An 18293-nucleotide genomic window follows, 5' to 3' on the forward strand; every position below is an offset into this window, starting at 1 on the left:
GGCCCTCTCCTAGCGCTTCAGGGAGACGACGACCGCCCGGTCCGGGGCAAAGCCGCTCTGCAGGACGTCGACCGTGCCGAACCCCAGCACCTCGTCCGAGCCCGGCACCGTGATGATCCTCTTCAGCCAGAGCTGCTGCTGCGCCTCGGGGCGTACGCCTCCGCCCTCGGGCAGCCTCGGCTTCTTGATCTTGGTGCAGGCGCCGTCGGTGGTCAGGTGCCAGTTGCCGTTCATGAAGAAGCCGCTGTCGCCGTCCCGGGCCACGGGTTTCCGGTACGCGCACGCTCCGGGGAAGGGCTTCGCGTCCTGCCAGCGGGAGCCGTCCCAGCTCAACTCGACGTTCTCCGGCTCCGGATCACGGACCTCTTCGCCGTCGTACCCCCGGTAGGAGTGCCCTCCGTAGGCGCGGACGTACGTCCTGGACGCGACGTCGACCCCGGTGAACTCGGCGAACGGCTCGGGCGGCACCGGGTCGGGGAAGCGGTACGCCGGCGTCTTGGTGAGCGTCCACTTCTCGCCGTCGAAGTGCATCGCGGCGAGCTGCCCGACCTCGTCGCCCGGCCCGCCGACCGGCCCTGTCGTACGCGAGCCGACCGCCCACACGTCGTCCCGCGCCGAACCGGCGAGGGCGGTGACCTTCTCCGCGGGCATCGGCGTCACCGTCCAGCGGTCACCGTCCCAGTGCGTGACCTCGCCATCGCCCCGGAGCACCCACACGTCATCCGGAGTGATGACCTCGATGTCCGTGAGCGGCCCGGCGGGAGCGTCCTTCACGGGGCCCCAGCGCGTGCCGTCCCAGAGTGCGTAACGCGGCTTCCTCGTGTCCGACGCGGTGCCTTCCACGGTGCGCAGCCGGATGCCCGCCGACCCGAGGTACTCCAGCCGGGAGAGGTGGGGGTCGCCGCCGACCGGCATCGGCTGCCGCGTCCACTTCTCACCGTCGAAGTGCAGCAGATGGCCCTTCGCGAACCGCCCGTCGGTGTGGGCGCCGTCGCTCCCGAGAGCCCAGATGTCGTCCGGAGCCATGGCGGCCCCGGCGATCAGCTCCCCGGGCTCGTCGTCGATGCGCTCGTACGTCCAGGAGAGCCCGGCCGCACGCGACTCGGACGGACGCGTGTCAGCCGCGCCGTCGGACTTCTGCGCCCCACAGCCGGCCGCCACGAAGGCGAGCAGGGCGACGGCTGCCGCTGCGTTGCGCATGATCCCCCAGCACGGTCGGCCGGGGCACCCCCGGTCAGCGAGCGGGCAGCGTACCCCGCTCCGACGGGGCCGAGGCCTGAGGGGGCACTACAGGGCCACCGAAAACGAAGTCGCGCAGCTTGCGCCAGACACCGTCGGAACCCTGCTCATACAGGGCGAAGCCGGTGCACGGCCACTCGGCCTCGTACTCCGACAGCTCCTCGTACGCGCGGTCCATGGCCTCTTCGGAGATGCCGTGCGCCACCGTGACATGCGGGTGGTACGGGAACTGCAGTTCGCGTGCCATCGGCCCGGACGCGTCCCGGACCCGCTCCTGCAACCAGGAGCAGGCCGAGGCGCCCGACACCACCTGTACGAAGACGACGGGCGACAGCGGACGGAAGGTGCCCGTCCCCGAAAGGCGCATCGGGAAGGGGCGGCCCGCCGCCGCGACCGACAGCAGATGCGCCTCGACCGCGGGCAGCGCCGACGCGTCCACCTCGGTGGGCGGCAGCAGGGTCACATGGGTGGGGATGCCGTGCGCCGCGGGGTCCCCGAAGCCCGCACGCCGCTCCTGGAGCAGGCTGCCGTGTGGCTCCGGGACCGCGATCGAGACGCCGATCGTTACGGTCCCCACGTCGTACTCCTGTCGTCGTGTCCATGGGCAGGGGACGCCGCCCGGTGGGCAGCGCGGTGCAAGCTGTGGTGCTCGGTCGTCCGGTGACTCAGTGCTTGGCGGGCAGGAAGCCCACCTTGTCGTACGCCTGCGCGAGGGTCTCGGCGGCGACGGCTCGAGCCTTCTCCGCGCCCTTGGCCAGGATCGAGTCGAGCGTCTCCGGGTCGTCCAGATACTGCTGGGTGCGGTCCCGGAAGGGGGTCACGAACTCGACCATGACCTCGGCGAGGTCGGTCTTCAGCGCACCGTAGCCCTTGCCGACGTACTTCTGCTCCAGTTCGGCGATACCGGTGCCGGTGAGCGTGGAGTAGATGCTGAGGAGGTTGCTGACGCCCGGCTTCTCCGCCACGTCGTAGCGGATCACCGTGTCGGTGTCGGTGACGGCGCTCTTGACCTTCTTGGCGGTGGCCTTGGGCTCGTCCAGGAGGTTGATCAGACCCTTCGGCGTGGACGCCGACTTGCTCATCTTGATCGACGGGTCCTGAAGGTCGTAGATCTTCGCCGTCTCCTTGAGGATGTACGCCGACGGCACGGTGAACGTCTCCCCGAAGCGGCCGTTGAAACGCTCGGCCAGGTCACGGGTGAGCTCGATGTGCTGACGCTGGTCCTCGCCGACCGGCACCTCGTTCGCCTGGTACAGGAGGATGTCCGCGACCTGCAGGACCGGGTACGTGAAGAGGCCGACGGAGGCGCGGTCGGCGCCCTGCTTGGCGGACTTGTCCTTGAACTGCGTCATGCGGGAGGCCTCACCGAAGCCGGTGAGGCAGTTCATCACCCAGGCGAGCTGGGCGTGCTCGGGGACGTGGCTCTGGACGAAGAGCGTGCAGCGCTCCGGGTCGAGGCCCGCGGCGAGGAGCTGGGCGGCGGCGAGCCGGGTGTTGGCGCGCAGCTCGGCGGGGTCCTGCGGAACCGTGATCGCGTGCAGGTCCACCACCATGTAGAAGGCGTCGTGGGACTCCTGCAGCGCCACCCACTGGCGGACCGCGCCGAGGTAATTGCCGAGGTGGAACGAGCCGGCGGTGGGCTGGATTCCGGAGAGCACACGAGGTCGTTCAGAGGCCATGGTGCCCATTCTCTCAGGTGACTCTCATAGCTCGGAAACAGGTGTGTGACGGGTGGGAACCGATCGGCCACGGCCGGTGTATCAAAGGTGTGAGGGCACAGGGGGAGGTCCTGGAGGGGGGCCGCGTCGTCGACGAGCGTGCGGTGATCGCGCGAGTGCGCGCCGGAGAAGCGGAGGCGTACGCGGAATTGGTGCGCGCTTTCACCGGCATCGCGCTCAGGGCGGCCGCGGCACTCGGCGCGGGAGCGGACGCGGAAGACGTGGTGCAGCAGGCCTTCTTCAAGGCCTACTGCTCACTCGGACGGTTCAGGGACGGCTCGGCGTTCAAGCCGTGGCTGCTCGCGATCGTCGCCAATGAGACGAGGAACACAGTGCGTTCGGCGGTCCGGCAGCGGTCCGTCGTCGGCCGGGAGGCCGCGCTCGCCGAAGCGGAGCCGTTGATACCGGAATCGTCGGACCCGGCGGTGGCGGCCCTGGAGGACGAGCGAAGGGCGGCGCTGCTCGCCGCCCTCGACCAGCTGGGCGAAGATCACCGCCTGGTCGTCACCTACCGCTATCTGCTGGAGATGGACGAGGCGGAGACGGCCCAGGCCCTCGGCTGGCCGCGGGGCACGGTGAAGTCCCGGCTGAATCGCGCGCTGCGCAAGCTGGGCCGGCTGCTGCCCGGGGAGGGAGGTGAGGGAGATGAGTGAGCGGCAGCGCGCGGGCGAGGCGGCCGAGGCGGCGCGGCTCCGCGAGCAGCTGCGGGCGCTCGGCCGGTCGATGGACGCGGGCGGCGCGGGCGGTGCCGGCGGGGAGTCGATGGCCGAACGGGTCATCGCGCAGATACTCGCGGAGAGAGCCGGGGTGCCGGTGGCCGAGCCGCCCGGCCCCGCCGAGCGGCTGCGCGGCCTGCGGCGTGGTCTGCGGATGCGGTGGCGGGCGGTGACGGCCGCGCTGTGCGGGCTGCTCGCGGTCCTCGTGCTCACGCCTCCGGTGCGGGCGGCGGTCTTCGAATGGTTCGACTTCGGCGGAGTCGAGGTGCGGTACGACCCGTCGGCGACGCCCTCGGCCGGGCCGGGCGTGCCCGGGTGCGGTGATCCGGTGACGGCGGCGGAGGCTCGGCGCCTGGCCGGGTTCTCGCCCGCGGTGCCGAAGTCGCTCGGCGCGCCGGACGCGGTGTCGGTGACGCGGGAGCCGGGCGCCCGGGTCCTGGTCAGCCTCTGCTGGCGCGCGGACGGCCGGACGATACGCCTCGATGAGTACGCGGCCCGGCTCGACCCCGGTTTCGCCAAGACGGTGCCGGTGCAGCCCGACTGGGTCGAGGTCGGCCGGGAGACGGGGCTCTGGTTCGCCCGGCCGCACCGGCTCACGTTCTGGCTGGTGGAGGGCGACGGCGACCGCTGGCGGCGGTCCGAGCGGACGGCGGGGCCGACGCTGCTGTGGACACGCGGGCAGGAGCTGACGCTGCGGCTGGAAGGAGTGGCGTCGAAGGAGCGGGCCCTGGAGATCGCGGAGTCGATCCCCGAATCGGGAACCTGACCGGCTCGGGCGGTGTACCAGAAGTGAACCGGTGCGGAGGGGCCGCGCCGGCGGGCGGCTGGGGGACGGACATGACGGACATGCGGACGGCAAGGGGACTGTGCGGGGCGGCGGCCGGGCTGGGCGTCACGGCGGCGCTGATGGTGGCGGGCGCGCCCCAGGCGGTGGCGGGCGGGCCGACGAGCGTGCTGCTGGTGTCACCGGAGAGCACCCAGAGCGCCTCGCTGTACTACACCGACGGGGAGTACGGCGACCTGGAGAGCTGGCTGGAGCCCCCAACCTCCGGCGGAAAGCCGAGCGAGGACCCGCCGGGCCTCGGTGTGGGTGTCCAGAGCCGGCAGATCAATGTCACGTGGATGGTCCATGACGTGACGCCGTGGCGTGTCGACCGGGTCTATGCGCCGCTCTCCGACAAGGAGGGCGACAAGAGGGACGGTGGCAAGAAGGACATGGACGTGTGGGTGCACAGGTCGACGGAGACCGAGTCACTGACCGGTGACTGGCACCGGGCGAAGGAGCCGGAGCGCCTGGTGTCCCTGTTCAAGGAGCTCGGCCTGATGGGCAAGGCGTCGGACCGGGGCACCTCCGGGGTCGCGCCCGGCTCGGAGACGGTGCCGGAGCCCTCGGCCCCCGAGAAGAGCGGCGGCGAGCAGAAGGCCGCCGCGGGCGGTGGCGGGCCGGGCACGACCGGCTCGGAGTGGTGGTGGGCGATACCGGGCGCCGGGGCCGGTGCGGTCGCCGCGCTGCTGCTCCGGCGCCCGGTGACCGAGCGCTGGGCGGCAGCGGCGGCGTGGCGACGGCGACCGCACGAGCCGGGGCCCCGGCAGGAGCTGCGGGACCTGTGAACTTGTCAACCTGTGAGGTGACGGGGTCGCTCAGGCGGTGGGCAGGCCCGGTGCCGGGTGGGCGGCCATCAGGTCGGCGACCTCGGACCTGATCTTCGTCAGGGCGTCCTCGTCCCCGGTGCGCGCTGCGGCGACACCACGGTCGATCCATTCGGCGACGGCTGTCATGTGCTCCGTGCCGAGTCCGCGAGAGGTCAGCGAGGGGGTGCCGATGCGGATGCCCGACGGGTCGAACGGCTTCCTGGGGTCGTACGGCACGGTGTTGTGGTTCACGACGATTCCGGCCCGGTCGAGGGCCTTCGCGGCGATCTTGCCCGGGACGTCCTTGGGGGTCAGGTCCATCAGGATCAGGTGGTTGTCGGTGCCGCCGGAGACCAGGTCGAAGCCTCGGGCGAGGAGGGCGTCGGCGAGGGCCTTGGCGTTGTCGACGATCGCGTGGGCGTAGTCGCGGAAGGAGGGCCGGGACGCCTCGTGGAGGGCGACCGCGATGGCCGCGGTGGTCTGGTTGTGGGGGCCGCCCTGCAGACCGGGGAAGACCGCCTTGTCGATGGCCTTGGCGTGCTCCTCGCGGGACATCAGCATCGCGCCGCGCGGGCCGCGCAGGGTCTTGTGGGTGGTCGTGGAGATCACGTCGGCGTGCGGCACCGGCGAGGGGTGGGCGCCGCCCGCGATCAGACCGGCGATGTGCGCGATGTCGGCCACCAGGACGGCGCCGGACTCGCGGGCGATCTCGGCGAAGGCGGCGAAGTCGATGGTGCGAGGGAGGGCGGTGCCACCGCAGAAGATCAGCTTGGGGCGCTCCTTGAGCGCGAGGTCGCGGACCTCGTCGAGGTCGACGCGGCCGTTCGTCTCGGGGTCAGTGGTGCGGCGCACGCCGTACTGCACGCCGCGGAACCACTTGCCGGTGGCGGAGACGCCCCAGCCGTGGGTGAGGTGGCCGCCCATCGGCAGGGCCATGCCCATCACGGTGTCGCCGGGCTCGGCGAAGGCGAGGTAGACGGCGAGGTTGGCCGGGGAGCCGGAGTAGGGCTGGACGTTGGCGTGCTCGACGCCGAAGACGGCCTTGGCGCGGGCGATGGCCAGGCGTTCGACGGGGTCGATGTTCTGCTGGCCCTCGTAGTAGCGGCGGCCGGGGTAGCCCTCGCTGTACTTGTTCTGGAGGACGGTGCCGGAGGCTTCGAGGACCGCGGTGGACACGTAGTTCTCGCTGGGGATCAGCCGCAGGGTGTCGGCCTGGAGCTGTTCCTCGGCGCCGACGAGGGCGGCGAGCTCGGGGTCCTCGGCGGCGAGGGCGGGGTGGTGCTGAGCGGAAGCGGAAGGGCGAGAGGGAGAGGCAGGGGATGAGGAAGTGGAAGTCATGGCGTCCTCCGGGGCGAGCGGTCAGTGTCCGGTCGTGGTCCCGGGGTGCCCAGGCGGGCGGCACCTCGAAGGTTCTGCCTGGCACGGCTCCATCGGGGTCGGTTCCCCGTGCGCCAGTCACCGTGCTGTCAGGGCAAGCCTAGCGGGCGCGCCGATCCGGCAGGTTTCTTCGTCCGCGATGCGAGCGACGATAGGAATTGGGCGCCACACCCGCCCCACGCCGCAAGACGAACGGAGACCCCGTGTCGAGTACGCCATCTCCCCGCACGTCATCGTCGTCATCGCCGTCGCCTTCATCCGCGTCGTCGCCTTCATCCGCGCCGTCGCCTTCGTCCGCGTCGTCGGCCGCCGGTTCCGGCACCGCGTCGACCAGCGAGCGGCTCATCGCCTCGGCCGAGGCACACAGCGCGCACAACTACCATCCGCTGCCCATCGTGGTCGCCTCCGCCGAGGGCGCGTGGATGACCGATGTCGAGGGGCGCCGCTATCTCGACATGCTCGCCGGGTACTCCGCGCTCAACTTCGGGCACGGCAACCGCCGGCTGATCGACGCCGCGAAGGCTCAGCTGGACCGGGTGACGCTGACGTCGCGGGCGTTTCACCACGACCGGTTCGCCGAGTTCTGTACGCGCCTGGCCGGGCTCTGCGGCAAGGAGATGGTGCTGCCCATGAACACGGGCGCGGAGGCCGTGGAGACGGCCGTGAAGACCGCCCGGAAGTGGGGGTATCAGGTCAAGGGCGTGCCGGACGGGCGGGCGAAGATCGTTGTCGCGGCCGGCAACTTCCACGGCCGGACCACCACTGTCATCAGCTTCTCCACGGACGACGAGGCGCGGGCGGACTTCGGTCCGTACACACCGGGCTTCGAGATCGTGCCGTACGGCGACCTGGAGGCGCTGCGGGCCGCGGTCACCGACGACACGGTGGCCGTGCTGATCGAGCCGATCCAGGGCGAGGCCGGGGTGCTCGTGCCGCCGGCCGGTTATCTGCCGGGGGTGCAGGAGTTGACCCGGGAGCGCGGGGCCCTCTTCATCGCGGACGAGATCCAGTCGGGGCTCGGCAGAACGGGGCGTACGTTCGCGTGCGAGCACGAGGGCGTGGTGCCGGACGTGTATCTGCTGGGCAAGGCGCTCGGAGGCGGCGTGGTGCCGGTGTCGGCCGTGGTGGCGGATGCCGATGTGCTCGGGGTGTTCAAGCCGGGTGAGCACGGTTCGACGTTCGGCGGCAACCCTCTCGCCTGCGCGGTGGGGCTCGAGGTGGTCGAGATGCTGTCGACGGGTGAGTACCAGCAGCGCGCCACGGAGCTGGGTGAGCACCTGCACGCCGAGCTGGGGCTGCTGACCGGTGCGGGCAAGGTGACGGAGGTGCGGGGACGCGGCTTGTGGGCGGGCGTCGACATCACCCCGTCGTACGGCACGGGACGGGAGATCTCCGAGAAGTTGATGGAGAGGGGGGTGCTGGTCAAGGACACGCACGGGTCGACGATCCGCATCGCTCCCCCGCTGGTGATCAGTAAGGAGGATCTGGACTGGGGGCTGGATCAGTTGCGGGCCGTGCTGAGCTAGCGGCCGGCCGGGAGGGGGTGAAGCACCCCCGCGCCGGGGCGGGGGCTACCCCCACCTGGAGTGGGCGGTTGGCAGGATCGTCGCGGGTGTTCTCATCCGGAAGTGTGGAGTCCGGCGGGTGCCGCCGGATTCCCGACGCTTCCACAGGAGTTGGCTCGTGCGTGAGCAGGCATGGCAGAGGTTCCGTATTTCCGGTCGACAGCAGGGCGGTCGGCGCAGAGCAGTGTCGACCGCGACCGCGGTGGCCATCAGCGTGGGTGTGGGCGCCATGACGGTGGGTGCTCTGGTGCCGTCTGCGGCGTCCGCGACACCCGCCTCGACCACAATCGCATCCACATCCACATCCACATCCGCGTCCGCATCCGTCGCGTCCAGGCCGGACGCCGTCCAGCGGGGCTTGGATGCGCTGGTGCGTGACGACGGCGTGCCCGGCGCGCTGGCGAGCGTCAAGGGGCGCGATGGACACAGCCGTGTCTACACGGCAGGGGTCGGTGATCTGGCCACCGGGGCGAAGGTGCCCCGGGACGGTCAGGTGCGGATCGGCAGCAATACCAAGGCGTTCACCGCGGTGGTCATGCTGCAGCTCGTCGGTGAGGGGAAGGTCCGTCTCGACGACTCGGTCGACACCTATCTGCCGGGGGTCGTGCGCGGGGAGGGGATCGACGGCAACCGCATCACCATCCGCCACCTGCTGCAGCAGACGAGCGGGCTGCCCAACTACACGAAGCACGACCTCCAGCCGCGTTACTACGAGCCTCGTGAGCTGCTCGACATCGCGCTGCAGTACAAGGCCGAGTTCGAGCCGGGGAAGGGATGGGCGTACAGCAACACGAACTACGTACTGGCCGGGCTGATCATCGAGGAGGTCACCAAGCGCACCGTGGCGGAGGAGATCGATCAGCGCATCATCAAGAGGATCGGGTTGCGTCACACCTATTTCCCCGCCCCTCATGACGCGACGATCCGCGAACCCCATCCCAAGGGATATCTGCAGGAAGGAAAGGGTGCGCCCCTGCGTGACATCACGGAGCTCGATCCGTCCTGGACCTGGGCGGCGGGTCAGATGATCTCCACCAACTCCGACCTCAACCGGTTCTACGGCGAGCTCCTGCGCGGCCGTCTCCTCCCCGAGAAGCAGCTCGACCAGATGCGCACCACCGTCCGCGCCGACTACTTCGGCCCTGGCGCCCGCTACGGCCTGGGCCTCGTGAGCAAGCCGCTGTCGTGCGGCGGCGTCTACTGGGGTCACGGCGGCAGCTACCCGGGATACGAGACCCGGGGCGGAGTCACCGACAAGGGCCGCGCCGCGAACGTCGCGGTGACCATGCAGCCGAACGACAAGACGGTCATGACCCGGGTGGACGGTGTCGTGGACAAGGCTCTGTGCCGCTGAACCGCGCGCCGGAATGAGCCCTCCCCCGGGCGCTCGTCAGGGGTGGGCTCCCCGGTCGTATGCCGTTCTGAACGCGGTCTCGCCGAGGGCGGTGCGGGTGCGGTCGGTAGCGCGGGTGACGTCCGTGCGTTCCGCGGGAGGCAGGGGTGCTCCCTCTGACTCGCGGATGCGGGCGGCCGTGCCGAGGAGGCCCGCGGCGTGGGTGTGGTCGCCGGCGAGGGAGCGGGCGCCCGCGAGGCCTTCCAGGGCCAGGGCCACCGCGCGCTCGTCGCCCGTCGTGCGGGCCATGGCCAGGCTCTCGCGGTGGAGGGTCTCCGCGCGCGTCGCGTCGCCGCGTTGTTCGGCGACGTAGCCGAGTTGAGCCAGGATCAGGGCTGTGCCGGAGTCGACGCCGAAGCGGCGGTTGAAGTCCAGCCACGGCAGGAGGAGTTGCTCGGCCGCGTCCAGGTCACCGCGGCGGCGGGCGCCGATGGCGAGGCCGGTCTCGGCGAACTGCTGGGCGGGGCGGTGCGACTGCTGGGCGGCGAGGGCGGCGGCTCGTTCGTGGAAGGCGGTGGCGGCGGGGTCGTCACCGGTGAGGAGAGCGATGCGGCCGAGGCGGGAGAGGCGGAAGGAGAGATCGGTCCAGAGCTGGAGTTCCTCGGCGCGGCGCATCCCGTCGCGCTGGAGGCGGGCCGCTTCCTCGTAGTCGGCGGCGATCTCGGCGAGGACGCCGAGCTGTTCGGACGACTGCAACTGTCCCCAGCTGTCGCCCAGTTCGTGGAACAGTTCGGCGCTGCGTGTGGCGTCGCGGCGCAGGGCCGGGAGGTCGCCGCGGTAGAGGGCGCGGGTGGCCCGGGTGGACAGTGTGGCGGCCTCGCCCCAGCGGTCGCCCGCCGCCCGGAACTCCGCGAGGAGCGCGTCGACCCGCGCGGCCTCGCGAGGCGTGTGGTCGAACCCGCACCGCGCGAAGGCGAGCAGCCAGCGGGAACGGGCGTCGGCTGAGGTGGTCTCCGCGCGCTCACAGGCGTTGCGGTGCGCGCAGGCGGGCTCCCCGGCCAGCAGGGCGAAGGCGGCGTGGGCCGACGCGGCGGCGGTGCGGGCCGAGAGGAGGGGGCCGGCCTCGTCGTGCCGGGACGCCGTGGGCGGCGGCGGGCTCGGGGAAAGGTTCGGGGGCGGACTCAGGGGCAGGTTCAAGGCCTGGTCCAGGGAGCGCATGGCTTCGCGGAGGCGGCCTCGGAGGAACCAGTACCAGGTCAGGGCGTTGACCAGCCGCAGGGCCGTCGGGGTGTCGGAGTCCGTGGTCGTCCAGTTCAGCGCGGCACGGAGGTTCACGGTCTCGTGGTCGAGCCGGCGCAGCCAGAGCCGCTGGTCGGGGCCGCGCAGGGCTGCGGCAGCGCATTCGGCGAAGGCGGCGAAGTGACGGGCGTGCCGACGGCGGACCTCGGCGGTCTCGGCCGCGTCGTCGAGGCGTTCGAGGCCGTACGCGGTGACGGATTCGAGCATGCGGTAGCGCAGCTCGGGGGCGTCGGTCGTCGCCGGCGCGAGGAGGGAGCGGTCCACGAGCCTGGTCACCAGGTCGAGAACATCGCCCTCGGGTGGGGTCTGTGGCGACGGTTGTGGTGGGGTCTGTGGTGACGGTTGTGGTGGGGCCTGCGGGGTGGTCTGTGCCAGTACGGCTTCTGCGTGCGCGAGGGTGAAACCGCCGTCGAACACGGCGAGTTGGCGCAAGGCGCGCCGCTCGGGCGGCGTCAGGAGCTCCCAGCTCCAGTCGATCATCGCGCGCAGGGTGCGCTGGCGGGCGGGGGCGTCGCGGCGTACCTGGTTGAGGAGGCGGAAGCGGTCGTGCAGCCGGTCGGCGAGGGCGTGCACGCCGAGGGCGCGTACGCGGGTGGCGGCGAGTTCGACGGCGAGCGGGATGCCGTCGAGGCGGCGGCAGATGAGGGCGACGGACTCGCGGTTCGCGTCGTCCAGGGCGAAGCCCGGGGCGGTGGCCGCGGCGCGGGCGGCGAAGAGCCGCACCGCGTCCTCCTCGCCGAGCGGGGCGATGGCCTCCACGGTTTCGCCGGTGAGGGCGAGGGGTTCCTGGCTGGTGGCGAGGATGTGCAGGTGGGGGGCTTGGCGCAGGAGTCCGGCGACCAGGTCCGCGACGGGGCCGAGGACGTGTTCGCAGTTGTCGAGGACGAGGAGAAGGCGACGTCCGGCGAGTGCCCGCGCGAGTCGTGCGATGGGGGTCCGGGCGGCCGAGGCCGGGGCCTCCTTCCCCTCCCCGACCTCCTCCCCCGGCTCCCCCGGCTCCGTCGGTGCGTCGTCGCGGATGTCCAGGGCAGCGGCGACCGTTGGGGCGACCTCGCCCCTCGTGCCGGCGAGTTCGGCCAGCCAGATGCCGTCGGGGAAGGCGTCCGTAAGGCCTGACGCCGACTGCACGGCCAGTCGCGTCTTTCCTACGCCGCCGGGTCCCGTGAGGGTGACCAGGCGTTCCGTGGCGATCAGGTCGCGTATGCGCGCGATCTCCCCGTCGCGGCCGATGAGACCCGTCACCTGCGCGGGCAGATTCGTGAGCGGGCGGTTCACGGCGACGTCCGTGCTCGCCTTGGGGCTTGTAGCCGCTTCCGCGCCTCGTGGGCCCCGCTCCTCTTCCTGCCGCAGCATCGCCTCGTGCAGCTCGGCCAGTTCGGGGCTCGGGTCGATGCCGAGTTCTTCGGCGAGACGGAGTCGGAGGTCCCGGTAGGAGTCCAGGGCCTCGGCCACGCGGCCGGAGCGGTACAGGGCCCGGAGGTGGCTGGCCCGCAGGCGTTCGCGCAGGGGCTCGCGCGCCACCAAGGGGGCCAGGTCGTCCGCCAGTACGGCGTGTTCACCGTGTGCGAGGCGCAGCTCGGCCAGCGTCTCCTGCGCGGTCAGGCGCTGCTCCTCCAGGCGCGTGACGGCCGCGCGCGCGAACTCGGCGTCACGGAAGTCGGCGTACGCAGGGCCGCGCCACAGGGCCAGCGCGTCGGTCAGAAGCGATGCCTTCGTACGCGTATCAGCTTCCGTCGAGTCGGTCGTGTCGGTCGCGTACGCGCGCGAGATCAGCGTCTCGAAAGAGGTGGCGTCCACGTGCTCGGGCGGTATGCGCAGCGCGTATCCGGCGGGTCCGTGCACGACGAGGCCGCGGCCGCCGGGCTCGGCCGCCTCCAGCGTGCGGCGCAGCTGGGACACCTTCGTCTGGAGCGAGTTGACCGGTGAGGCCGGGGGTCGGTCGCCCCACAGGTCGTCGATCAGCCTGTCCACCGGGACCGGGCGTCCGACCCGCACGAGGAGGGCGGCGAGCAGCGCGCGGACCTTCGGCTCCGGGGCAGGCGCGGCCGCCCCGTCCTGCGTGCGCACCGTCAGCGGGCCCAGCACCTCGAATCGCATACGGCCACGTTAATCGCCGCCGGCGCACCGCTGACGGGAGACCGTGCGTGAACCGTCAGCGTTCCGTGCGCGGCTCCCGGCACGGTGGTTCCCGTGATCGCAACACAGCGATCACCACTCACGGTGGTTCCCGTGATCGCAACGCCGCGATCACCACTCACCACTCACCCCTCAGCACACACAGAACACACAGGAGTCACCATGACCGTCTCCCGCGAAATCCGTCTCGCCGCCCGCCCCGTCGGAGAACCCACCCCCGACCTCTTCGAGCTGGCCACCACCGAGGTGCCCGACAAGCCCGGCGAGGGGCAGATCGTCGTCCGTAACACCTGGATGTCGGTCGACCCGTACATGCGGGGCCGCATGGACGACGTACCGTCCTACATCCCGCCGTTCCGGCTCGGCGCCCCGCTGGAGGGCTCGGCGGTCGGCGAGGTCGTCGCGTCGAACGCCCCCGAGGTGCCCGTCGGAGCGACGGTCACGCACTTCCTGGGCTGGCGGGAGTACTCCGTGCTCGACGCCGCGGCCGCCACGGTCGTCGACACCACGCTCGCACCGGCCGACGCCTACCTCGGCCCGCTCGGCGCCACGGGACTCACCGCGTACGCCGCGCTGACCCGCACCGCCCCGGTGCGCGAGGGCGACGTCGTCTTCGTGTCCGCCGCGGCCGGGGCGGTCGGCAGTGTCGCGGGGCAGCTCGCCCGCGAGCTCGGCGCCTCCCGGGTGATCGGCTCCGCCGGCGGCCCGGCGAAGACGAAGAAGCTCCTCGACACCTTCGGGTACGACGCCGCCGTCGACTACCGCCTGGGCGGCCTGTCCGAGCAGCTCGCCCAGGCCGCGCCCGACGGCGTGGACGTCTACCTCGACTCGGTCGGCGGCGACCACCTGGAGGCAGCGATCGGGGCGATCAGGCCGGGCGGCCGGATCGCGCTGGTCGGCGCCATCAGCACGTACAACGCGACCGAGCCGGCGCCGGGGCCGAACAACCTCTTCCAGGCCGCCAAGCAGGAGGCGACCCTGCGGGGCATGCTCGTCACCAGCCACCTCGACCTGTTCCCGGAGTGGATCGGCCGGGCGGCGCCGCTGCTCGCCGACGGCACCCTGCGCACCGAGCAGACCGTCGTCGACGGCATCGAGCGGGCGCCGGAGGCGTTCCTCGGCGTACTGCGCGGGGCGAACACCGGCAAGATGCTGGTGCGCATCGGCGCCGACACCATCACTCCCTGAGGGAGGATCACTTCACAGAATCACGTGCGGGATGAACCTCGCGTACTCGTCCGTGATCAGGCCCGAGGACTCCCTGATGCCGAGTCCCGCCGCCTCGTCCTCCACGACCCACGCGCCGAGCACGACCCGGTTGCCGTCGAAGTCGGGCAGGGGCGCCAGCTCCTGGTAGCAACAGCGCTCTTCGCGGAGTACGGGCGCGGGGCCCGGCTCGTGCACCGTCACCCCCGCGCCCTCCCGCCCGAGCAGCGGCTTGGCGACGTAGCCGCCGGACACGGCCAGTTCGCGCGGGCCGTCCAGGTAGGCGGGCAGCAGGTTCGGGTGGCCCGGGTACAGCTCCCACAACACCGCAAGCAGCGCCTTGTTGGAGAGGAGCATCTTCCAGGCCGGCTCGATCCACAGGGTCGAGCCCGTGCCGCCGCCGTTGTCGAGGGTCTCCAGGACGTGCGGCGCGAAGCGGTCCGTGGTCAGCCACTCCCACGGGTAGAGCTTGAAGCAGCTGCGCATGAAGCGGAGCTTCTTGTCGACGAAGCGGCGCGAGAGACGGTCCCAGCCGATGTCCTCCATGGAGATGGACTCGGCGGCGAGACCGGCCTGTTCGGCGGTCTCCCGCAGATACGCGACCGTCATCAGGTCCTCGCCGAGCTCGTCCCCTGCGGAATGGGCGAAGTACAGCGGGCCGCCCGGCGGGAGGAGCGGGGCCTGCTTCTTCCAGGCGGCGACGAGCCGTTCGTGGAGGGAGTTCCACTGGTCGGCGCCCGGGAAGCGCTCCTCCATCCAGAACCACTGGGGGCTCGCGGCCTCGACCAGGGAGGTGGGGGTGTCGGCGTTGTACTCCAGCATCTTGGCCGGTCCCGTGCCGTCGTAGCGCAGGTCGAAACGGCCGTAGAGGGAGGGGAGTTCGGTGCGGCGGTGCCAGGCCTCGGTGACGGCGGCCGCCACCCGCGGGTCCGTGATGCCGAGGTCGGCGAGCCGGTCGTGCTCGACGATGTGCGCGGCGGCGGCCAGGCACATCGCGTGCAGCTCCTCGACGACCTCCTCCAGCGCCTCGACCTCGGGAAGCGAGAAGACGTAGTACGCGCTCTCGTCCCAGTAGGGGCGCAGGGTGTCGTCGGGGTAGCGCGTCAGGGGGTAGATCAGACCCTGGTCCTCGACGGTCCGCTGCCAGTCGGGGCGAGGCTCTGTGGTGCGGCGTTCCATGGCGTACGTACCGGTCGCTCAGCCGCCGCTGCTGCCGCTGCCACCGCTGCCGCCGCCCGAGCAGCCGAAGCCGTCCCGGTCGACGGCCTCGCTGCGGCTGAAGGTGCCGTTGTCGGCGTAGCGTCCGTCGACGTCGGCGTCGTAGTACCAGGCCGGTTCGGTGCGACCCGACGACTTACCGGTGCCCGTGCCCGTGCCCGTGCCCGTGCCGGTACCCGTGCCGTAGGAACCCTTACGGGACTTCCCGGCGGAACCGGCGGCGCCCGACTTGCAGTTGCTGTCGCTGACGATGCGGTAGCCGTTGACGAGGTCGTAGCTGTCGCGGTCCACGCAGCGGCGGTCCGGGTCGGAGCCGCAGGAGGTGAGCGCCGCGGCGAGGACGCCCATGCCGCCGAGCGCGACCGTGCTGGACCGCAGTCGTCGTGGTGGTTTCTGTGCCATGTGGTGTCGTCCCCCGTAGCCGTGCCGCGTACGAATGGTTCGTACAGGGAGCAGCGTAGGGAGGCTCCGGCACCCCGTGCCAACCGGCTCCACCGAATGTCCCTTGGGTCTCCTTTGACTCACCTTCCTCTACAGTCACTTCGTGTCTCTTGGGATGTTTTGCGCACTCGGCTCAGCGGTCTGCTTCGGCACGGCCTCGGTTCTCCAGGCGGTCGCCACCCGCGCCACCGCGCCCGGCACCGGCTCCGGCGTCGACCCGGCGCTGCTGCTGCGCGCCCTGCGCCAGTGGCGCTACGTCGCCGGGCTCGCCCTCGACGGACTCGGCTTCCTGTTGCAGGTCGTGGCGTTGCGCTCGGTCCCGATCTACGCCGTGGGAGCGGCGCTCGCCGCCAGTCTCGCCGTCACTGCCGTGGTCGCTTCCCGGCTGCTGCGGGTGCGGCTCAGCGGCGTCGAATGGGGTGCGGTGGGCGTCGTCTGCGCGGGGCTCGCGATGCTGGGCCTCGCGTCCGGCGACGAGGGCGACCGCACCGGCTCGACGGCCCTGCGGTACGTGATGCTCGGCATCGCCGTCGCCGTCCTGGTCGGCGGCGCGGTCGCCGGCCGGCTGCCGGGACGGGCGCGGGCGCTGGCGCTCGGTCTCGGCGCGGGGTGCGGTTTCGGGGTGGTCGAGGTGTCCGTACGCCTCGTCGACGACGTGGCGCCCCGGGCGCTTGTGGCCAACCCGGCGACGTACGCCCTGGTGGTGGGCGGCGGCACGGCCTTCCTGCTGCTCACCTCGGCGCTGCAGCGCGGCTCGGTGACGACGGCCACGGCGGGCATGGTGATCGGCGAGACGATCGGTCCCGCCCTGGTGGGCGTGGTCTGGCTGGGCGACCGCACCCGGGAAGGCCTGGGCTGGGCGGCCGTCCTTGGCTTCGCGGTGGCGGTCGCGGGGGCGCTGGCGCTCGCCCGGTTCGGCGAGGCCCCCGCCGAGGCCGTGGCGCCGACCAGGACCCCGCTCCTCGAAGACCACCACGACTGATCCCGAAGCTCACAGCCCGGACCTCACGGCAGCACCCTGCACAACGCCTCCAACGCCCCCGCCCACGCGTGCTCCGCAGGAGTCCCGTACCCCACCACCAGGGCATCCCGCCGCCCCGCCCCCGCCAGAGGGTGGCGGAAGCCGGCGAGGCCGTGGACCGCGAGGCGCTCCCAGTTGGCCGCCTGGACGATGGAGCGTTCGGTGCCCGGCGGGAGTTCGAGGACCGCGTGCAGGCCCGCCGCGATACCCGTGGCGCGGACCTCGGGAGCCCGCGCCGCCAGCGCCGCCACGAGCTGGTCGCGGCGGCGCCGGTAGCGCAGCCGGGCGCCGCGCACATGCCGGTCGTACGCCCCCGACGTGATGAACTCCGCGAGCGTCAGCTGGTCCAGGGCGCCGCAGGACGCGCCGGCGGCGTCCTTCTCGCCGAGGACCTCGTCGTGCAGCCCTGACGGCAGCACCATCCAGCCCAGGCGCAGGCCGGGGGCGAGGGACTTGCTGGCCGTGCCGAGGTACACGACACGTTCGGGGTCGAGTCCCTGGAGCGCGCCGACGGGCTGGCGGTCGTAGCGGAACTCCCCGTCGTAGTCGTCCTCCAGGATCACGCCGCCCGCACGCCGCGCCCAGTCGACGGCCGCCGCCCGCCGGTCGGGGTGCAGCGGCACGCCCATCGGGAACTGGTGCGCGGGGGTGAGCAGCACCGCCTTCGGCGAGGCGGGGCCCAGCGCCGAGACGTCCGTGCCGAGTTCGTCGAAGGCGAGCGGCGCCGTGCGCAGGCCCGCGCGGTGCAGCAGGTTCCAGTGGATGTCGAGGCCGTACGACTCCACGCTCACCTCCCGCAGCCCGCGCGCCCGCAGCACCCGGCCGAGGACCGCGAGCGCGTGCACGAACCCGGCGGTGATGACGATGCGGTCGGGGTCCGCGTGCACCCCGCGGGCCCGCGCGAGGTACCCGGCGAGTGCGGTGCGCAGTTCGACGCGGCCGCGCGGGTCCGCGTATCCGAGGGCGTCGTTGGGCGCCGCGGCCAGCGCGCGCCGGGCCGCCTTGAGCCACTCCGCGCGCGGGAAGGACGCGAGGTCCGGCGAGCCCGGGGTGAGGTTGTACGTGGGCGTGCTGCCCTTCCTGCGGGGCGGCGCGGACCGCACCGGCGGCGCGACCACCCGCTCGGCGACGCGCGTGCCCGAACCCTGGCGGGCGGTGAGCCAGCCCTCGGCGACCAGATCGGCGTACGCGTCGGCCACGGTGTTCCGTGCGATGCCGAGGTCGACGGCGAGCGAGCGGGACGACGGCAGGCGGGTGCCTGGCGCCAGGCGGCCGCCGCGCACGGCCTCCCGCAGCGCGTCCGTGAGGCCCTTGCGGACGCCGTGGCGGGACGCGTCGCCGCCGGTCTCCAGATGGAGGTCGACCCCCAGAGTGGCCCACGTTTCTTCCATG

General features: G+C 72.2%; 16 protein-coding genes and 1 riboswitch. Of the genes, 7 read left to right on the plus strand and 9 right to left on the minus strand.

Annotated elements, in window-relative coordinates:
• Nucleotides 1–9: 9 nt before the first annotated feature.
• The 3 genes from ACZ7LU_RS15270 to trpS form a co-directional block, all read right to left on the minus strand.
• Entirely contained in the window at nucleotides 10–1200 is a 1191-nt protein-coding gene (locus tag ACZ7LU_RS15270; protein ID WP_471916903.1) for a hypothetical protein, read from the minus strand.
• A gap of 34 nt (nucleotides 1201–1234) precedes the next feature.
• Nucleotides 1235–1816, minus strand: coding sequence for a 2'-5' RNA ligase family protein (locus ACZ7LU_RS15275; protein ID WP_398300402.1), 582 nt, complete (start codon nucleotides 1814–1816; stop codon nucleotides 1235–1237).
• Nucleotides 1817–1904: 88 nt separating this feature from the next.
• Nucleotides 1905–2918 (minus strand): tryptophan--tRNA ligase, encoded by a 1014-nt coding sequence (gene trpS, locus ACZ7LU_RS15280; RefSeq protein ID WP_398300400.1) that lies wholly within the window; start codon nucleotides 2916–2918, stop codon nucleotides 1905–1907.
• An 89-nt stretch (nucleotides 2919–3007) separates the two neighbouring features.
• On the opposite strand from trpS, the gene ACZ7LU_RS15285 reads away from it, so the two are divergent.
• The 3 genes from ACZ7LU_RS15285 to ACZ7LU_RS15295 all read left to right on the plus strand — a co-directional run bounded on the left by ACZ7LU_RS15285 (nucleotide 3008) and on the right by ACZ7LU_RS15295 (nucleotide 5284).
• Nucleotides 3008–3610 carry an RNA polymerase sigma factor gene (locus ACZ7LU_RS15285; RefSeq protein WP_471916904.1) on the plus strand — a complete coding sequence of 201 codons (603 nt, stop codon included), beginning with the start codon at nucleotides 3008–3010 and terminating at the stop codon, nucleotides 3608–3610.
• Nucleotides 3603–4439: a hypothetical protein gene (locus tag ACZ7LU_RS15290; protein ID WP_471916905.1), complete on the plus strand. Its 837-nt coding sequence runs from the start codon at nucleotides 3603–3605 to the stop codon at nucleotides 4437–4439. Before ACZ7LU_RS15285 ends, ACZ7LU_RS15290 begins: the two co-directional genes overlap by 8 nt.
• 71 nt (nucleotides 4440–4510) lie before the next feature.
• Complete coding sequence (locus ACZ7LU_RS15295) at nucleotides 4511–5284, plus strand: hypothetical protein (protein WP_471916906.1); 774 nt, start codon at nucleotides 4511–4513, stop codon at nucleotides 5282–5284.
• 30 nt (nucleotides 5285–5314) lie between these two features.
• Here the strand turns inward: ACZ7LU_RS15295 and ACZ7LU_RS15300 are convergent, their stop codons facing one another.
• Together ACZ7LU_RS15300 and ACZ7LU_RS15305 are read right to left on the minus strand one after the other, a co-directional pair.
• Nucleotides 5315–6643: a serine hydroxymethyltransferase gene (locus ACZ7LU_RS15300; RefSeq protein WP_470978574.1), complete on the minus strand. Its 1329-nt coding sequence runs from the start codon at nucleotides 6641–6643 to the stop codon at nucleotides 5315–5317.
• Nucleotides 6644–6683: 40 nt separating this feature from the next.
• Nucleotides 6684–6774, minus strand: a riboswitch (ZMP/ZTP riboswitch).
• Between the two features lie 8 nt (nucleotides 6775–6782).
• On the minus strand, nucleotides 6783–7028 hold the full coding sequence (locus tag ACZ7LU_RS15305; RefSeq protein WP_471917087.1) for a hypothetical protein: 246 nt from the start codon (nucleotides 7026–7028) through the stop codon (nucleotides 6783–6785).
• Between ACZ7LU_RS15305 and rocD the strand changes: the two genes are divergently transcribed.
• Nucleotides 7027–8208, plus strand: a complete 1182-nt coding sequence (rocD, locus tag ACZ7LU_RS15310) for an ornithine--oxo-acid transaminase (protein WP_471917080.1) — start codon at nucleotides 7027–7029, stop codon at nucleotides 8206–8208. The genes ACZ7LU_RS15305 and rocD overlap by 2 nt on opposite strands.
• 157 nt (nucleotides 8209–8365) lie before the next feature.
• Nucleotides 8366–9601: a serine hydrolase domain-containing protein gene (locus ACZ7LU_RS15315; RefSeq protein WP_471916907.1), complete on the plus strand. Its 1236-nt coding sequence runs from the start codon at nucleotides 8366–8368 to the stop codon at nucleotides 9599–9601.
• A 36-nt stretch (nucleotides 9602–9637) separates the two neighbouring features.
• On the opposite strand, the gene ACZ7LU_RS15320 is transcribed toward ACZ7LU_RS15315, so the two are convergent.
• Nucleotides 9638–12976, minus strand: a complete 3339-nt coding sequence (locus ACZ7LU_RS15320) for an AfsR/SARP family transcriptional regulator (protein WP_471916908.1) — start codon at nucleotides 12974–12976, stop codon at nucleotides 9638–9640.
• A 201-nt stretch (nucleotides 12977–13177) separates the two neighbouring features.
• On the opposite strand from ACZ7LU_RS15320, the gene ACZ7LU_RS15325 reads away from it, so the two are divergent.
• Nucleotides 13178–14203: an NADP-dependent oxidoreductase gene (locus tag ACZ7LU_RS15325; RefSeq protein WP_471916909.1), complete on the plus strand. Its 1026-nt coding sequence runs from the start codon at nucleotides 13178–13180 to the stop codon at nucleotides 14201–14203.
• Between the two features lie 12 nt (nucleotides 14204–14215).
• Here the strand turns inward: ACZ7LU_RS15325 and ACZ7LU_RS15330 are convergent, their stop codons facing one another.
• Both ACZ7LU_RS15330 and ACZ7LU_RS15335 read right to left on the minus strand, forming a co-directional pair.
• Nucleotides 14216–15400 carry a glutathionylspermidine synthase family protein gene (locus tag ACZ7LU_RS15330; protein ID WP_398300385.1) on the minus strand — a complete coding sequence of 395 codons (1185 nt, stop codon included), beginning with the start codon at nucleotides 15398–15400 and terminating at the stop codon, nucleotides 14216–14218.
• An 18-nt stretch (nucleotides 15401–15418) separates the two neighbouring features.
• A complete protein-coding gene (locus ACZ7LU_RS15335; RefSeq protein WP_471916910.1) occupies nucleotides 15419–15841 on the minus strand; it encodes a hypothetical protein in 423 nt (140 codons plus the stop codon).
• A gap of 154 nt (nucleotides 15842–15995) precedes the next feature.
• Here ACZ7LU_RS15335 and ACZ7LU_RS15340 point away from each other — a divergent pair, with 154 nt between their 5' ends.
• Nucleotides 15996–16862 carry a DMT family protein gene (locus ACZ7LU_RS15340; RefSeq protein ID WP_471917081.1) on the plus strand — a complete coding sequence of 289 codons (867 nt, stop codon included), beginning with the start codon at nucleotides 15996–15998 and terminating at the stop codon, nucleotides 16860–16862.
• Between the two features lie 23 nt (nucleotides 16863–16885).
• On the opposite strand, the gene pdxR is transcribed toward ACZ7LU_RS15340, so the two are convergent.
• Entirely contained in the window at nucleotides 16886–18292 is a 1407-nt protein-coding gene (gene pdxR, locus ACZ7LU_RS15345) for a MocR-like pyridoxine biosynthesis transcription factor PdxR (protein ID WP_471916911.1), read from the minus strand.
• Nucleotide 18293 lies beyond the last annotated feature (1 nt).

This window comes from Streptomyces sp. NPDC039462, from assembly GCF_055639375.1.

Coding starts and splice junctions, on each gene's coding strand:
- ACZ7LU_RS15270 (WP_471916903.1), bottom strand. CDS start 1,200: ATGCGCAACGCAGCGGCAGCCGTCGCCCTGCTCGCCTTCGTGGCGGCC.
- trpS (WP_398300400.1), bottom strand. CDS start 2,918: ATGGCCTCTGAACGACCTCGTGTGCTCTCCGGAATCCAGCCCACCGCC.
- ACZ7LU_RS15290 (WP_471916905.1), top strand. CDS start 3,603: ATGAGTGAGCGGCAGCGCGCGGGCGAGGCGGCCGAGGCGGCGCGGCTC.
- ACZ7LU_RS15295 (WP_471916906.1), top strand. CDS start 4,511: ATGACGGACATGCGGACGGCAAGGGGACTGTGCGGGGCGGCGGCCGGG.
- ACZ7LU_RS15300 (WP_470978574.1), bottom strand. CDS start 6,643: ATGACTTCCACTTCCTCATCCCCTGCCTCTCCCTCTCGCCCTTCCGCT.
- ACZ7LU_RS15305 (WP_471917087.1), bottom strand. CDS start 7,028: ATGAGCCGCTCGCTGGTCGACGCGGTGCCGGAACCGGCGGCCGACGAC.
- ACZ7LU_RS15320 (WP_471916908.1), bottom strand. CDS start 12,976: ATGCGATTCGAGGTGCTGGGCCCGCTGACGGTGCGCACGCAGGACGGG.
- ACZ7LU_RS15325 (WP_471916909.1), top strand. CDS start 13,178: ATGACCGTCTCCCGCGAAATCCGTCTCGCCGCCCGCCCCGTCGGAGAA.
- ACZ7LU_RS15330 (WP_398300385.1), bottom strand. CDS start 15,400: ATGGAACGCCGCACCACAGAGCCTCGCCCCGACTGGCAGCGGACCGTC.
- ACZ7LU_RS15335 (WP_471916910.1), bottom strand. CDS start 15,841: ATGGCACAGAAACCACCACGACGACTGCGGTCCAGCACGGTCGCGCTC.
- ACZ7LU_RS15340 (WP_471917081.1), top strand. CDS start 15,996: ATGTTTTGCGCACTCGGCTCAGCGGTCTGCTTCGGCACGGCCTCGGTT.
- pdxR (WP_471916911.1), bottom strand. CDS start 18,292: ATGGAAGAAACGTGGGCCACTCTGGGGGTCGACCTCCATCTGGAGACC.